We start from the raw sequence: 15,211 nt of genomic DNA on the forward strand, positions 1-15,211 counted from the left end.
TGGTGGAACCTCCTCCTAATAACGACTCGGGAATGGGCACGGGTTGCCAGTGTCGAAGTCGGCTCTGATTCAGTTTTCTCGCGGGACCGCAGTCCGCGAGTCTCGGCCCGTGGCGTCTATCGGCCCCAGGGGACGGACCGTCCGCCGCAGGCAGAATCGGCCGACGAGTCCGGCGGCGGCAGCGAGCAGGCCCAGTAGGATCGTGATGGCAGGCCCGGTGGGTACCGCGACGTTCGCCGACACTGTCGCCCCGACCATTCCTGCCGCCGCGCCTAATAGCCAGCTCAGCACGATCGTGAGCACCGGACCACGCACCAGGACCCTGGCGGCGCTGGGCGCCGCGAGCAGGAATGCCACGGTGAGGATGGCACCGACCTGGGAGGCCATCAGCGCCGTAGCCCCGGTCAGGAGCACGAGCATGATGGCCGACATCGGCCCGGTACGGTGTCCCGCCGCCCGGTAGCCGTCGGGGTCGAACGCGGAGAACACCAGTCTCCCGTGCATAGCCAGTACTACCACCGAGGTGACCACCAGCAGGACCCCCGCCATGACGAGGTCCGTCTCGGTGACGTTGACGATCTGGCCGACGAGGAACTGCTCCAGATTGCGCGCGGTGTTCGACAAGAAGGCACTCGTGAATACCGTGCCCAGGCCGAATCCGCCCACCATCAACGCGCCGGTGAAGGCCGAGACCAGCTTCGGACGTCGGCGGATGAACAAGGTCAGCACGCCGACCGTCACGATGCCTGCCGCGAAACCCCCGAATGCCAGATGGACACCGAGCGCGGCGGCCGCGGCGATCCCAGGAAACGTGGCATGCCCGAGAGCGTGGGTGAGGTAGGACAGTCTCCGGTCCAGCACATGCGTGCCGAGCACGGCGCTGATCCCGGCGAGCAACACGATTTCGATCAGCACCCGGGCGTGGAAGTCGAGCTCAGGCCACATCAGGCCTCCTCGCACCGGACAGGCGGTAGCGCACGCCGCGCCAGGTTCCAGCGACCGCGGCCAGCAGACAGCCGATGAGCACGATGCCCGCGGATGGAGGTACCTGGACATCCGCCTGCACGGAAGCGATGTAGCTGACCACCAGACCGAGCCAGCTGGCGACCGCTAGGCCGAGTCCTCCGCTGATCATCGCTCCGGACCAGCTGCGGCTCAGGGTCGTGCCGATGAGCCCTGGCAACAGCAGCACCCCCAAGGCCACGAGCGTGCCCACCGTGCGGACCGAGCAGACCACGGTGACAGAGATGAGGAGGTTCAGAATCAAATCGGCCGCGAACACGCTATGTCCTCGTGCCTCGTAATCCACGGGATCGAATGTGCGCTGGTAGAGAAGATAGCCGCACGCGAGCAGCACGAGCATGACCAGTAGCGCGACTCCCAACGCCATTTCAACATCCACTGTGGACAAGGTCAGTGGCTGGCCGGTCAGGAAGTCCGTCAGCTCTCCCGCATAATCACTGCGCCGGGACAACAGCACGACCCCAGTGGCGAACAAGGTCGTCAGCAGGACGGCCACGGTGGTCTCCTGCCGCACCACGGCGCTGCGCGCAAGGACGGTCACGGCGACCGCGGTCACCGCCGCCGCGCCGAGCGCCCCCCAGAAGACCCCCGGCACGCCACCGAAAATAAAACCGACGACGACGCCCGGCAGCACCGTGTGCGTGAGAGAGTCGGTCAAGAACTCCAGCCGACGAAGCACGATGAACGGGCCGAGGAGCCCGCCGAGCACCGAGAGCACGAGCATGACGGCGAGCGCCCTCCCCATGAACGGGACGGCGAAGATGGTGACCAGCATGGACCCGCTCACTCCCTGCCCGTTCCGGTGCCGACGGAGCTGGAGCGGCCCGTGTAGCAGGACACGAGCAACTCCGACGTCAGCACATCGGCCACCGGGCCGAAGCCCCGCTGAACCCGATTGAGCAGCACTGCACGCGTGCACGCCCGGCGGGCGAACTCGTGGTCGTGCGTGGAGATCAGCACCGTCCGACCACCCCGTGTCAGCTCCAGCAGCTCTGCCTCGATAATGTCCGCGCTCGGCTTATCAACGCCACTGAACGGCTCGTCGAGCAACAACACCCGCGGCTGCGCCGCGAGGGCGCGCGCGAGCAGGGTGCGCTGGCGCTGGCCACCGGACAGTTCCCCGAACAGGCGTCGCTCGTACCCGTCCAGCCCGACCCTGCCCAACGCCTCGCGCGCGGTGGCACGATCCCGGGTCCGGGGCCACAGCGCAGGCCCGGTCCGCTTCCCGACTCCCGTGAGCACGACACCCAGCACGCTGATGGGAAACTCCGGATCCACGCCGTCGGCTTGCGGCACATAGGCACAGCGTGATCGAGACAGGGTGGCGTTCTCACCGAGGATTCGGACGACCCCGGTGCTGTCGACAAGACCGAGAAGTCCTCGAAGCAGCGTGGACTTCCCTCCCCCGTTGGGACCGATCAACGCCAGCATGTCCCCGGAGCAGGCAGTGAACTCGACGCCCTCCAGCGCGGCCCGCCCGTCGTAGCTGAACGTGGCCGCACTCACCTCGACCGTCCGGTGGTCAGCGCCGTCCGTCATCGCAGGTTCGAAACGATTACGTCGGCGTTGTGCGTTTCGGTAGCGATGTAGTCGAGCCCAGGACCGTTGTTATCCGAGTACAGCGGGTCGGACACGATCTTGACATGAGCCTGTTCACCGACCGAGCGCACCACGTCGACGGGAATCGTGGCTTCGGTGAAGATCGCCTTCACCTTCGCCTCCTGGAGCGTGCGAACGAAGTCATCGATCTGCTTGCTCGACTGCTCAGCCTGGTCATCGAAGCTAGGGATCACCGAACCGGCGAACTCGACACCATAGTGATCGCAGTAATATCCGAAGGCGCCGTGCGTCGTGACGATCTTGCGCTGGTCAGCCGGGATCGAGTCGAGAGCCCGACGAGTCTGCTGCTCCAGCTCGTCGAGCTTGGCCAAGTAAGCCGAGGCGTTCTGCTCGTAGAGATCCTTATTGGCAGGGTCCTGCTGCTCGACCGCTTGAGCGATGTTGCGAGTCATGACCTTGGCGTTGTCCGGGTCGTGCCAGATGTGCGGATCGTCTTCAACCTTGCCGTCCTTCACCCGCTTGCGCAGCTTGGCTCCCGCGGCAGCGTCCGCTTGAATCCCCTGGAAACCGGCCGAGGCCACCGCCTGGGGCAGCCATGCATCCGTGAGGCCCGCGCCGCCGTGCACCACGACATCCGCCTGCACGATGTTGGTGACATCCGCAGGAGTGACCTCATGGTGATGCGGAGACTGATTCGGCTGCAGCAAGCCGACCACTTTCCCGCGATCCCCGAGCACCTGCTGCGCGAAATCCGCAGTCTGCGTCGTGCTGGCGACCACTACCGGCCCCTCATCCTGCGGCGCGGGCTGCGACGCCTGCGGCGAGCACCCGGATAAGCCGACCACGGCAGCCACCAAGGCTGCCGTTCCCCCACCGGCCATGTGCCTGAAGCCCATGTTCCACACACCTCCACTATTGAAAACCGTAATCATTTTACTTACACCGGCACCGGACTGCGGGATGAGATGGCACACATTAAAATATCCGTTTTGGTTATTTTGACTACTATTGTCGTTTAGTTCCCTTCGGGACACTTCTTGCTCACTGCCTGTCAGCGACGGAGCCGCTGAGCAGTGACCATCCGAGTAAAACGACCACCGGCAGGTTCGCAGCGGCCCCTCGCGAGGACAGCCATTTCGCCAGTGCAGGGAGCTACTGCCACCTGCGCTTTCATGTAGCGCGAGGACGAACGGCCAGCAACAACAGTGAGCTTCACTTACGAAAGAGGCTGTCCCTAGACGGTGTCCGTAAATGCTCGGGAGCATGCTGGTTGACCTGTTGGTTTGCCTGTCATCCGGTGGGGGTGAGGTTGTGCAGGGCGGGCGATACCGAGATGGCGTGGTGAACGCCATGGCCCCTGAGGCGGCAATCGCGCAGGATCTTTCAGCTCTTCATGCGGGCGAAGGAGTGCTCGACGCGGGCGCGGACCGTGCGGCGGGAGGCGCTGTGGCCTTCTTCCCAGGCTGGCAGTACTTCGTTCTTGTGGCGGCGGTAGTGCGGGCCGGTGCCGCGGTAGCCGCCGCCGGGGTGATGCCGACGGCGGCCCCGGCTCCCGCTTCCTCCCAAGCCGGGCAGTCGTTGCGGCCGCAGGGCAGCCGATTGCTGACGGCGACGACCAGATGAAAGTCGGCATCGATGACGAACTGGTGATTGGTGGAACAGCCGTAGTTCTTGCTGGAGGCGGCCACGCTGCGGTCGCGGATGGGGACCAGCGTGCCATCCACGATGAGCACGGCGCCCTTGCGGAAGCACCGTCGGGGGCTGGAGGGCGAGGGCCGGCCGACGTTGTCGACGATCCGGTCGGCCGCCGACTTCGAAACACTGAAGAGCGGGGCGAGCTCGCGCAGGGTGAGGTTGGTGCGCCAGTACACGGCCACCAGTAGCACCCGGTCCTCGACCGGCAGCGACCATGGCCGACCCTTGCGGACCGGATCGGCACCCCCGAGCCGCAACGCGGTGATCAGCTTGGTGAACTGCCGCGGGCTCAGCCCGGTAAACGGGGCTATCCAGGACGGCTCCGACGTCATGATCACACCGGTCACGACAAGATCGCCTCACCCCTGAACAGCAGTTACGGGACAACCTTTAGCGACGGTCGATGCTAGTGATTATCGTCGGGCGGAGGTGTTGCGGCAGTGGCATGCCGATGAGCAGTCCGTCGGCCAGCCAATCACAGAGATCGGCCACGTCACCTGCTTCGTGAAGCGGGCCCGCCAGCACCGCTCCACCACTCGGTCGCCGTGCGACGTCGCACGGCTGTACAAGGACAAAAGGTCCCGCGCCCGGGCAAGCCGTGGCTCTGGTCGTGCGAGGGAATAGCGCGAACGGGCAGCTGCTCTGAACCAGCACCCCGTGCTCGCACTTCCGAACTGCTGACCGTAACGCCCCTAGCGGGTCCACACCCACAGCCGGGCAAGGCTTGACCCCACACGCCATCACCGTGAACCCCTCCGTGCGCTGCATCCCGCCATACTAACGAAAACGGTTACCGTTTTCATCTGATGGCCTTCGCGGCGGAGCCGACTCGGCACCTCGCAACGCTCGATGTTGCCGACGTACTGATGTCTGTCGTGGGTGTAGGTGATCAGGTGGACACCCGTCACCGATGCCAGCGTGGTGTGCCAGGATGAGCGGCGGTACTCGCGCATCACGGCCTGGGGTTCGCCCTCGGCTGAGCCGATCACGTCAAAGCGGCCGAGGCACCGCCTCGGAGTAACCGATCAGGATGTTCGCGAACGCATTCCCACGGATTCGTCTCGCCCCCGGTGGCCCAGCTCGGGCGTCAGCTGCCCGTCCCGAGCTGGCCGTAGCAGGCTGCGGCGCGCCCCCAAGCCCGCACCCGCAGCGGAAACGTCGCCGCGAGCTTCCAAAACGTGCCCACGGACGTGCCAGATGCTGACGATCTCTTGTAGGGCAACAGCGACCTAGCGCTGTGCGCCACCAGGTGTTTCTGGTCGGCCGTGAGCGTCCGACCCACCATTAAGGCTCACAGAACGATCTTGCTTAGCGCTTCGGATAATAAGAGGGCGTCTCGTTTGGATCTTGACCCGCCATCCGGGATGATCGCGTTGTCACGGCGGTTGGTTCCGGACGAGTTGTGGGAGCTGGTTGAGCCGTTGATTCCCGAGGTCAAGGACCGCCCACAGGGTGGCGGCAGGGCGCCGGCGGATGCTCGGATGGTGTTCACGGCGATCGTGTATGTGCTCACTAGTGGGTGTGCGTGGCCGTGGCTGCCACCGTCGTTCGGGGTCACGGTCCCGACCGCGCACCGGTGGTTCGTGCGCTGGACCGAGGAAGGGCTGTGGGCGCGGATCCATCACGCGGTGCTGGACGAATTAGGTGGCCAGGGCTTGATCGACTGGTCCCGAGCGGTAGTGGACGCCGCCCACGTGCGCGCCAAAAAAGGGGACCTATGACCGGCCCAAGCCCGGTCGACCGCGGCAAACCCGGTTCGAAACTCCACGTGCTCTCCGACGCCACCGGGTTGCCGATGGCCACCGGGATCTCGGCGGGCAACACCGCTGATGGCGAGGCGATGATCCCACTGGTCAACGCGATCCCGCCGATCCGCTCCCGACGCGGGCCGCGACGCCGCAAGCCCGCCAAGCTGCATGGCGACAAGGCCTACAACAGCCGCGAACGTCGCCGATGGTCGCGGGACAAGGGAATCCGACCCCGGCTGGCACGCAAGGACATCGAGTCCAAGGAACGTCTCGGCCGCCACCGGTGGGTCATCGAACGCTCCATGGCCTGGTTCACCGGCTACCGGCGCCTGACCCTGCGCTACGAACGCCGCGCCGACACCTTCAAAGCCTTCCTCGCCCTGGCAGCAGCCCTCGTCTGCTTCAAACGACTCCAACGCGCCAACCGAGACAAGCTCTGAATCACAGAAGCACGATCAACAACACCGCAAACCCAGACAACGATCACCACCAGCAACCATCGGTGGATCGAGGCTAAGAGCCCCTAACGCCACAACCACCCTTCCCCGCGAATCCAACACCGCGCGGGAACGCACGACGGTTCCGCGTCACCACAGCTGCACGCGCCCACTAGAAACCAGAGAACCCGCCCAAACAGCGCCACAACTTCAACGGGTCGCAGTAGCTGCTACCCACCGAAAGGGGCCAGCGAGCACACCGAACGTAGCCACACCCGCGCGAGGCCGCTGACCCGGTTGCGCCCCCTTCTGAGAGCGGGCACTGCTCGGCCCTGACGGACGGCCGATTCGCGCTGGTGTGGCGACCCCTTGTAGGGGCGGCGGGCACAATTTCCAGGACGCCCTCCAGCACGCGTCTTTCGCGTTGCGACCCCTGGTAGGGGTGGTCGGCACAGCCGCTGGCCAGCATCCACTGGCCCGAGGTGGTCACCGCCCTGTTGCGACCCCTGGTAAGGGCGGTAGGCACCCGCCTCTCCTACGGCCAGGCCCGCGCCCTCCTCGATGAGCACACCGCCGCCCACGGGCCGGGCACCGGCTGGGACCTGCACGAGTACCGCCACTCCGGCCTGACCGAACTCGGAGTGCAAGGTGCTTCCCTGCTGATGCTGATGGCGAAGTCGAGGCACAAGAAGCCGGAGAACGTCCCGCTACTTCAAGCCCTCCCACGAGGCGATCTCCGAGCTGACCAGCCTCCTCGCGCCCGGTGACACCCGGCGCTGAGCTGAATGGGCGCCCCGGCCCGGGGGCACGCCCCCTGGCCGGCACGGCGCCGTTCCAGTCCCGAAGCCCTTCGGCCAAGTGCTGCGCGAGTGCGCCGAGAACTGCGGCCCCTACAACATGGCGGCCAACCGCAGCCGTCCGTGGCTCTTCTCCGGCCGCTGTCCTGGACGGCGCATCCACTCGACCTACCTGATGAACTCGCTCGGAACCAGCAGCATCCCCTCGTCGGCAGCCGCATCACCGCACTCCGAGCTCTTGTCTCGGAGATGCCGCCCGCCATCCCCGCACAGGCTGTTGGCTACGCCGCTCAGTGCGCCGAACGACACGCCAAGGCGTCAGGCATGACATGGGCTAACTACGTCCCCACTCGCCGCGGGCCCGGTCGACTCACGACACCCTGATACGCAATGCCGTCAGCACCGATGGGAGGACTGCGCTCGGCTATGGGGTTCGGGGTTCAGATGAGCTGTCGTTCGGTCAGGCTGCGTCCAGTTGCCACGATCGCGTCGGAGATCGGTCGTAGCGGGTGTCCGAGGAGGGCTTCGGCCGGGGCACGGTCGAAGCGCTGCTTCTGGCCGATCAGCCATCTGTTGTCGCGCAGTTGGGGTTCGAACGTGCTGGCGAGCCAGCTGAGCCAGGTCGGCATGGACCGCTTGGGCAGCTTGTGGCTTGCCCGGGGAAGGCGTTCACGGAGCACTGCGGCCACCTCGATGAGCGACATCGGGTCCGTGGCGGTGATAGTGCGGCGGCCGGCGGCGCTTGTGGAGGTCATCGCGGCGATGTGGGCGTCGGCTACATCGCGCACGTCGACCCAGGGGAGCCGGAGATCGGGGATCATGGGGAGTGCGCCGGACATGATCTGCTGGATCGCGGTGATCGAGGTTCCGGGATCATCGGTCAGCAGCGGGCCGATCACCGCGCCGGGGTTGATGAGGGCGAGCCGGTCCTCAGCTCCGCGCTGTTGCGCGAGTTCCAGTGCGGCACGTTCGGCCTTGATCTTGGAGACGGTGTACGCGTTGAGGCTCGGGTCGTCCGGGTCGGTCCAGTCGGCATCGGTGTAGAGGTGCCCCTTGGGCGCGCGGGCGAACTGCATCGTCGCCAGCGCCGAGGTCATGACCACGCGCTCCGCGCCCGCGTCCAGGGCCGCGGTGACGGCCCGGGTTGTACCCGCGACGGCAGGACGGATCAGTTCGTCGGGGTCCTTCGGCTTCTCCAGCACGAACGGGGAAGCCACGTGCGCGACGTACCGGCACCCCTCTGCCGCCTCCGCCCATCCCCGGTCGGACGTCAGGTCGAGACGGCAGATCTCGAGATCTGCCGTGCCGGCGTCTGCGGCCGTCATCGCGGCATGCACCTCGGCGGTACGGGAAAGCGACCGCACCGAACCCCTTACCGCATACCCGCGCCGCAACAACTCGGCGGCAAGATGCCCGCCGATGAATCCTGAGACACCCGTGACCAGCACTCTGTCCGCCATGTGAACTCCTTCACCAGAATCTTGACAGTGAGCACTTTACGGAGCATCTACCCATTGTCAAGATGAGGGGATGGGTAAGGAACCGCTCGCCGGAGAGCATTACCACCATGGCAACCTGCGCGCCGCGCTGCTCGACAGCGCACTCACGGTCCTGACCGAGAAAGGCGTCCCCGGGTTCAGCATGCGCGAAGCCGCACGGCGCGCAGGGGTCTCACAGTCCGCCCCCAAACATCACTTCGGCGACGCACGCGGGCTCCTCGGCGCCCTGGCGACCCGCGCCTACCAACAGCTCTGCGACCAGCTGGAAGCACTCGACCTGACCGGGCTCAGCACCCCGGCACGCGTCCAACGCATCGCCGCCGAGTACGTCTCGTTCGCGGGCGAGAACCGAGCCCTGTTCGACCTGATGTGGCGGATCACCCAGTTCGACTACACCGCCCCCGAACTGGCCGAGCAGAAACACCGCGCCCTCACCGCCCTGCACCGCGCCCTACACGGCGAAGACGCCGAACCAGCACACGACACCGACCCCACACTCATCCCCAGCTACGCCGTCTGGTCCCTCGTCCACGGATACACCACCCTCGCTCTGGAAGGCGCGATCGACAGCACCAATCCGGACCCGCTCGGCAGCGACCTGCTCCCCGCGATGCTCACACTCCTCGACGTCCCGTAGACCGCGTCCGGGCCTCTATTGGCACGGACAGAGCCAGGTGCGGCACAGCCGGGACTCGATGCGTGGTAGGCCGCGCCTCTGATGAGCTCGCTGGCCCCAGCGGCAGGGCAGGAGGACGAAGCCGGAGATGCCCTTCGGGCGGCTGACAGGTTTGATCGTGAGGTTCAGCTGTTTCTTTGCCCGAAGAACCCCGGCGGCGGGACCGCGCAGACCGGTTTCCCGGCCCGCGCACAGTCCGCCGTAGCGAAGGGCTCACGCGCCGCCGGGAAGTGAAGCCCGCCCCACGCCTTCGGCGGCGGTGCGAGCACGGTTCACTCGTCGTCGGTGGCGTGCTTGTCCCGCAGGGGCCGCAGGCCGCCGGGCAGGTCGGGGAGCTGGAAGGAGTAGCGGCCGAGCACGTTGATGTGGTGGCGGACGAACGGCGAGAGGCGGGCGACGTCCTCGTCGCGGACATCGAATCCGTCCGCGCGGAGCTGGGTGACGGCGGCGTCCACGTACCGGGTGTTGAACAGCACGAGCGCGTTGAGGACCAGGCGCCGATCTGGTCCTCCATGCCGTTCTGGTAGCGCTGGTAGAGCTGCCCGGCCCGACCGTGGAAGATCTTTCGGGCGAGGGCGTGGCGGCCTTCCTGGAGGTTGGCCTGCACCTTGATCTGGCGGCGGTATCCGGGTTCGTCGGCCAGGCGCAGGATGTGCAGGGTCTTCACGATCCGCCCGTAGTGCGCGATCGCGTCACCGAGCGGGGTGGGGCGTCCGTCCCGGGAGAGCATCCGGATCACGTCGTAGGCGCGGACGGCTCCGGTGTGGATGGAGCCGATGATCCGCAGGATGTCCCCCCAGTGCCGCTCGATGCGGGCCAGGTCGACCCGGCCGCGGGCCAATTGACTTCACAGACCGGTAAACCTACCGTGGCGGAGGGAATGTTCACAGATCTATGAGGTGGGAGCGGGTTGGTGTCAGAGCAGAACGCGATGATCGAAGGCGCCCCGCCTGGCCTGCTCAGCCGACGTCAGGCACTGCGGCTGACCGGCGCCGGACTCTCGTTGATCGCGGCCTGCTACGGGCTGGCGCGATTTGCGTACGGATTGTTCGTGCCGGTCTTCCGCTCCGAGTTCGCCCTGGACGCCGGTACAGCCGGGGCGATCGCCTCTGGCTCCTACGTCGCTTACTGCATCGCGATCATCGCTTCCACGATCCTCACCCCGCGGTTCGGTGGACGCGCCGTCGCCACTGCAGCAGGAGTCATCGCGACTATCGGGGTACTCGTCGTCGCGGCCGCGCCGACGGCCGGTGTGCTGGCAGCCGGGGTACTCATCGCAGGGTCGAGTACGGGCGTGGCATCCCCACCTTTAGCGCATGCTGTCGCTCACACCGTGCAAGCGCCGATACGCGATCGGACGCAGACGGTGATCAATGCGGGTACTGGCGTCGGTGTCGCCGTCGCCGGTCCAATCGCGGTACTGACCCATGAGCACTGGCGGTCTGCCTGGGTCATGTTCGCGCTCGTCTGCGCTCTTGCCACCGTGTGGGCCTCGTTCACGATTTCTTCCGAGCCCGCGAAACGCTCTGGCGGAGGCGTCGGCGAGACCCTGATCCCGCGACCTTTCCTACCCGCTGGCAGTGCTCGGCTGCTCTCCGCTGCCGCGCTGATGGGAGCGGCGAGCTCCGCCGTGTGGACCTTCGGGCGCGACGTGCTGGTCACCACCGGAGGAATGAGTGAGTCCGGCTCGTCCACTGCATGGATCTTCCTCGGGGCCTTCGGTGTGCTCGGCGCCGCTACCGGCAACCTGGCCCACCGATTCGGCATCGGAACCAGCTGGATGGCGACCATGTTCGTCCTGGCCGCCGCGACGCCCCTGTTCACCGCGTATCCCGGCGTTGTGGCTGTCGCATGGTTGGCGTCGGCAGCTTTCGGCGCCGCTTACATCGCGTTGACCGGGCTGCTGTTGATCTGGGGAACCGAGGTCTACACCCAGGCTCCCGCAGCCGGCGTCGGGCTCGCCTTCTTGTTCATCGCCCTCGGCCAAGCCGTCGGCGCACGCGTGGTCGGAGCGCTCTCGGAGGAGGCCGGCCCGGTGACCGCATTCACGACCGCGGCCGTGATCGCTGTGCTCGGCGCGTTCATCCGCCCTGCTGCGCGGTCAGGACATCCCCGCAACTCACCGGTCAGTAGCACCGGCGCGGATCGATCAGCGGGACCCGTCCGATGACGTCGTTGCGGTTGCTGCCGTCAGCAGTCACCCGCAACTGCGTTCCGTGTGCGTCCGTCACCAGTAGGGCCTCGGATGGCGGGCCGGGCGGAGAAGCGGGCAAGGCAACTCGCGCCTGCTCGCCGCCGCATCGCCGATGACCGCAAAGACGGCCGGGAACCGGGCAGGGCCGGATGCACCCGTGTGCGGATCGCGGCGCGCGTCAGGAACCGCCGCACTCAGAGGAGGGGACTCCTGCGAGAGGGCTGCAGCAGCGGTCAGCTGCCCTCAGCCGTGGTGAGCCCGTGTCCGACCGCCTGATCGACCGCGGAAACGTAGTCCTCGGCCGCGATGGGCGCGCGCAAGAGTTCGGGAGTGAGCTCGAACGCGTCCACGAGCATCGCCGAGTGCGGCAGGAGCTGGTGGCAAAGCGAATCGATCTCACGAGGTAGTCGCTCCACCTGATCGGGTCGCACAACTCCCCGAGCGAGGTACCAGCCGCTGTCCCGGTCGATCTCGACGAGGCCGTAGATCTTCGACAGCAGTTCCAGCGCAGCACGGCTTTCCGCGATCCTGGCACTGTCCGCGGCAGCCACGAATCGCTGCAAGGCGAGTCGCGCGCCGCGGGTGCGAGCCATCGACATGGCCGTGTTCATGCTGTCGTTCCACCGGGCGTGCAGGCTCTGCCGCTCTTGATTTTGCGCGGACATGTCCTGCTGCGCTTCCTGGTGCAGGCTTTCCTCGCGGTACCGCAGCAATTCGAGGTGAACGTCGCGGTCGTGGAGGTCGGCGGACGCCGGTGGCCGGGGAACCGGCCTGCCGTGTCGGGCGGCCATCAACTGGCTGGCTACCGTGGCGAGCAGCGGTAGGTTGTCGCCCTCCGCGGTGACCACGCCTTGCGCCATCGGGATGTAGTCCGCGATTCGATTGATCGAGAACATGCCCTGTGCGCCGCACCGCTCCCGGCAGACGTGGAGAACCTCGGACATCTCCCAGCTCGACAGCACCTTCGCGATCGAGATCAACTGGTTGACCTCGGTGCGGTTTTCCCCGCGACAACCGAGGTACTCGCGTTTCACGTGGTTGAGCAGGAACGTCATCGCATAGACACGGGCCAGTGCGGTGAACAGCGCGGTCTGCTGGCTGCGGAACGCCATGATCGGCATTTCACCGTTCCCGGGGCCGGCCGTCAGGCGTTGCCACGAGTACCGGATCGCGATGCAGGTGCTGGCCCGCCCGGCCGAGACCAGCGCACCGCTCAAGCAGATCCGCCCCGGCGCCACCCTGTCCAGGACGCGCAGAACCTGCTTGCGCTTGTTCTTCACGATGCTGCGGAACTCGCCCTCTGGGGTGAGTTCACCCAGGTTCCCGGTCAGCAGGTTCCGGCGCGGGATGCGGACGTGCTCGAACCTGGTCACCCCGTTGTCGAGCGCGAAACCGGGCTTCTCCGGAAGCCGCTCGACGTGAACGCCCGGGCGCAGGCCGTCGTGGTCGGAGATGCGCACGATGAACGGGAAAACGCCACGGTCGACCCCGGATACCTCAAGCCGCGCCAGCACCACTGCCAGCTTGGGAATATCGGTGATTCCGGTGTTCGGCATGAACTTCTGCGCCCTGGCGTTCGGAGTGTTCAGCACGAACTCGCCATTCGCGTGGTCGTAGACCGCCACTGTCTCCAACGCCGCGATGTTGTTCCCATGACCGAGTTCGGTGGCGATCAGCAGGCCGACCGAGGACATGCCGCTGAGCTCTTCGAGGTAATCGTCGAGGTCGTCGCGCTCCGCGCCGTGCGCGAGAATGGTCCCCATGCACAGGTTGTAGTGGATGTTCAACACCGGAAGCACGGTGGTATCTGCCAGGCAGGACCACTCGCTGATCGCGAACATCCTCTCGGGGTCGGGCACCAGCTCGTCACCACGGCCCGCGCTGGCGTGCAGCCGGCGAGCCCGTTCGTAGGACAGCCGCCCCGCATCCAGGACCGACAATCCCGGTCGCGCATCGAACAGCGGGCGTTCCAGCTCAGTGCGCAGGTCTTCGTGCAGGCTCTCGAACTTTCCGTCAAAAATGAGCGCGACGAGCTCGTCGTGGGCAGCCGAACTGCGATTTTCGGTCTGCTCCCGTCGTTCCGCGGAGCGTGTCATGGGGTTCCTCCCCGTTCTCTCAAGCGCGGGCGAACGCGAGAACCGCGTTCTGCCCGCCGAATCCGAATGAATTGCTGAGCGCCACCCGGATGTCACCCGCCCTCGCCGCCCCTGCGACGAGATCGACGTCGACCCGCGGATCCGGATTCTCCAAATTGGCAGTAGGCGGAACGCACGCGTGCTGGAGCGCGAGCACGCTGTAGGCGGCTTCGATCGCGCCTGCCGCGCCGAGCGCATGCCCGGTCACGCCCTTGGTCGAGGTCACGGCGACGTCGTCCCCGATTACTCGCCGAATGGTCGCCGCTTCGGCGACGTCGTTGAGAGGCGTGGAAGTGCCGTGGGCGTTCACGTGCTGAACCTCTTCGGCTGTGAGATCGGCATCTCTCATCGCGGTCCGCAGCGCCTGCTCGGCGCCTGCGCCTTCCACATCCGGCGCGGTGATGTGATGGCCGTCGGCGGACGCTCCATAGCCGATGACGTGACCACGCGCCCGCGCCCCCCTGGCCTGGGCGTGGCGTTCGCCCTCAAGGACGAGCACGGCAGCACCTTCGGAGATGACGAAACCGTCGCGCGCCTCGTCGAACGGACGGGATGCCCCACCGGGATCGGAATTGTTCCTGGACAAGGCTCGCATCCGGTTGAAGGCGGCGACGAACAGCGGAGTCACTACCGCCTCGGTGCCACCGACGATCACGACGTCGGCCGCACCGGAACGGAGGAGGTCGCGGCCCGTGCCGATCGCGCTCGCCCCGGAGGCGCACGCCGTGCAGACCGTTAGATTCGGCCCACGGGCACCGAACTCGATCGCCAACCGGCCGGCGGCCATGTTGACGAGTCCCATCGGAAGGGTCAGGGCGGAGACCTTCGCGGCTCCCCGTTCGAGGAATCGGGTCTGCTGGGTCTCCATCGTCGAGCTGCCGCCGGCGCCGGACCCGAGAACGACGGCCACGCGCGAGCCGTCCCAACTCCCCGGGGAGAGCCGGGCATCTCGAATGGCTTCGTGGGCGGCTACGAGGGCGAGTTGCTGATGGCGATCGAGCTGCCAGGTGTTCTGCTCGCCAAGGCTCGCGGCGGGATCGAAGTCAGGCACTCGGCATGCGAACTTGACCGGGAGACCGTCGAGCTCCGGATCGATGGCTGCTGTCGGCCGACCGGACGTGACGCGTTCCCAGTTCGCTTCGACCCCGATGCCGGCGGGGGTGATCAACCCCAGCCCGGTGACCGCCGCGGCGAACCCAGGCATCAGGCGGCCACGCCTTTGCTCTTCAGCATCTCGGCCAGATCGGCCAACGTCGCCAACTTCTCCATTTCTTCGTCGGACACCTCGATTCCGAAGTTCTGCTCAAGAATTTCCCCGAGCTCGACCTGCGCCAACGAGTCCAATCCCAGGTCGTCGAACGACGCCTCGGGGATCACACCATCCGGATCGACCTCGAACCGACTGGCCAAAATTTCCCCGACACGACTGATCAGTTTTTCCACCACA

12 protein-coding genes and 2 pseudogenes are annotated in these 15,211 nt (G+C 66.5%); 4 read left to right on the top strand and 10 right to left on the bottom strand.

Going from position 1 to position 15,211, the window contains the following annotated elements; genetic code table 11:
- Window positions 1-69: 69 nt before the first annotated feature.
- The 5 genes and pseudogenes from LCD33_RS13445 to LCD33_RS13465 all read right to left on the bottom strand — a co-directional run bounded on the left by LCD33_RS13445 (window position 70) and on the right by LCD33_RS13465 (window position 4,625).
- Complete coding sequence (locus tag LCD33_RS13445) at window positions 70-945, bottom strand: metal ABC transporter permease (protein WP_224966377.1); 876 nt, start codon at window positions 943-945, stop codon at window positions 70-72.
- Window positions 935-1,798 (bottom strand): metal ABC transporter permease, encoded by an 864-nt coding sequence (locus tag LCD33_RS13450; RefSeq protein ID WP_224966376.1) that lies wholly within the window; start codon window positions 1,796-1,798, stop codon window positions 935-937. Before LCD33_RS13450 ends, LCD33_RS13445 begins: the two co-directional genes overlap by 11 nt.
- A gap of 8 nt (window positions 1,799-1,806) precedes the next feature.
- Entirely contained in the window at window positions 1,807-2,562 is a 756-nt protein-coding gene (locus tag LCD33_RS13455; RefSeq protein ID WP_224966375.1) for a metal ABC transporter ATP-binding protein, read from the bottom strand.
- Window positions 2,559-3,479, bottom strand: a complete 921-nt coding sequence (locus tag LCD33_RS13460) for a metal ABC transporter substrate-binding protein (RefSeq protein ID WP_224966374.1) — start codon at window positions 3,477-3,479, stop codon at window positions 2,559-2,561. Before LCD33_RS13460 ends, LCD33_RS13455 begins: the two co-directional genes overlap by 4 nt.
- A 394-nt stretch (window positions 3,480-3,873) precedes the next feature.
- Window positions 3,874-4,625: pseudogene (locus tag LCD33_RS13465) on the bottom strand (transposase family protein).
- A 1,017-nt stretch (window positions 4,626-5,642) separates the two neighbouring features.
- Between LCD33_RS13465 and LCD33_RS13470 the strand changes: the two are divergent.
- Both LCD33_RS13470 and LCD33_RS13475 read left to right on the top strand, forming a co-directional pair.
- A protein-coding gene (locus tag LCD33_RS13470; protein WP_224966373.1) for an IS5 family transposase occupies window positions 5,643-6,466 on the top strand; the annotation gives its coding sequence in 2 pieces (ribosomal slippage) (window positions 5,643-5,988 and window positions 5,988-6,466; 825 coding nt in all).
- Between the two features lie 479 nt (window positions 6,467-6,945).
- Window positions 6,946-7,230 (top strand): hypothetical protein, encoded by a 285-nt coding sequence (locus LCD33_RS13475; RefSeq protein WP_224977908.1) that lies wholly within the window; start codon window positions 6,946-6,948, stop codon window positions 7,228-7,230.
- A gap of 470 nt (window positions 7,231-7,700) precedes the next feature.
- Here LCD33_RS13475 and LCD33_RS13480 read toward each other — a convergent pair whose 3' ends face one another.
- Window positions 7,701-8,720: an NAD-dependent epimerase/dehydratase family protein gene (locus tag LCD33_RS13480; RefSeq protein WP_224966371.1), complete on the bottom strand. Its 1,020-nt coding sequence runs from the start codon at window positions 8,718-8,720 to the stop codon at window positions 7,701-7,703.
- A 70-nt stretch (window positions 8,721-8,790) separates the two neighbouring features.
- On the opposite strand from LCD33_RS13480, the gene LCD33_RS13485 reads away from it, so the two are divergent.
- Window positions 8,791-9,396, top strand: coding sequence for a TetR/AcrR family transcriptional regulator (locus LCD33_RS13485; protein ID WP_224966370.1), 606 nt, complete (start codon window positions 8,791-8,793; stop codon window positions 9,394-9,396).
- A 311-nt stretch (window positions 9,397-9,707) separates the two neighbouring features.
- Here LCD33_RS13485 and LCD33_RS13490 read toward each other — a convergent pair.
- Window positions 9,708-10,276, bottom strand: a pseudogene (locus LCD33_RS13490) (Tn3 family transposase).
- 72 nt (window positions 10,277-10,348) lie between these two features.
- Here LCD33_RS13490 and LCD33_RS13495 point away from each other — a divergent pair.
- Entirely contained in the window at window positions 10,349-11,605 is a 1,257-nt protein-coding gene (locus tag LCD33_RS13495) for an MFS transporter (RefSeq protein ID WP_224966369.1), read from the top strand.
- A 257-nt stretch (window positions 11,606-11,862) separates the two neighbouring features.
- Here the strand turns inward: LCD33_RS13495 and LCD33_RS13500 are convergent, their stop codons facing one another.
- The 3 genes from LCD33_RS13500 to LCD33_RS13510 are packed head-to-tail and all read right to left on the bottom strand — an operon-like array spanning window position 11,863 to window position 15,207.
- Window positions 11,863-13,725, bottom strand: coding sequence for an acyl-CoA dehydrogenase (locus LCD33_RS13500; protein WP_224966368.1), 1,863 nt, complete (start codon window positions 13,723-13,725; stop codon window positions 11,863-11,865).
- A 19-nt stretch (window positions 13,726-13,744) separates the two neighbouring features.
- Window positions 13,745-14,968 carry a beta-ketoacyl synthase gene (locus LCD33_RS13505; protein ID WP_224966367.1) on the bottom strand — a complete coding sequence of 408 codons (1,224 nt, stop codon included), beginning with the start codon at window positions 14,966-14,968 and terminating at the stop codon, window positions 13,745-13,747.
- A complete protein-coding gene (locus LCD33_RS13510; RefSeq protein ID WP_308011275.1) occupies window positions 14,968-15,207 on the bottom strand; it encodes an acyl carrier protein in 240 nt (79 codons plus the stop codon). Before LCD33_RS13510 ends, LCD33_RS13505 begins: the two co-directional genes overlap by 1 nt.
- Between the last annotated feature and the right edge of the window lie 4 nt (window positions 15,208-15,211).

This window comes from Saccharopolyspora sp. 7B, from assembly GCF_020177435.1.
Taxonomy (GTDB): domain Bacteria; phylum Actinomycetota; class Actinomycetes; order Mycobacteriales; family Pseudonocardiaceae; genus Saccharopolyspora_C; species Saccharopolyspora_C gregorii.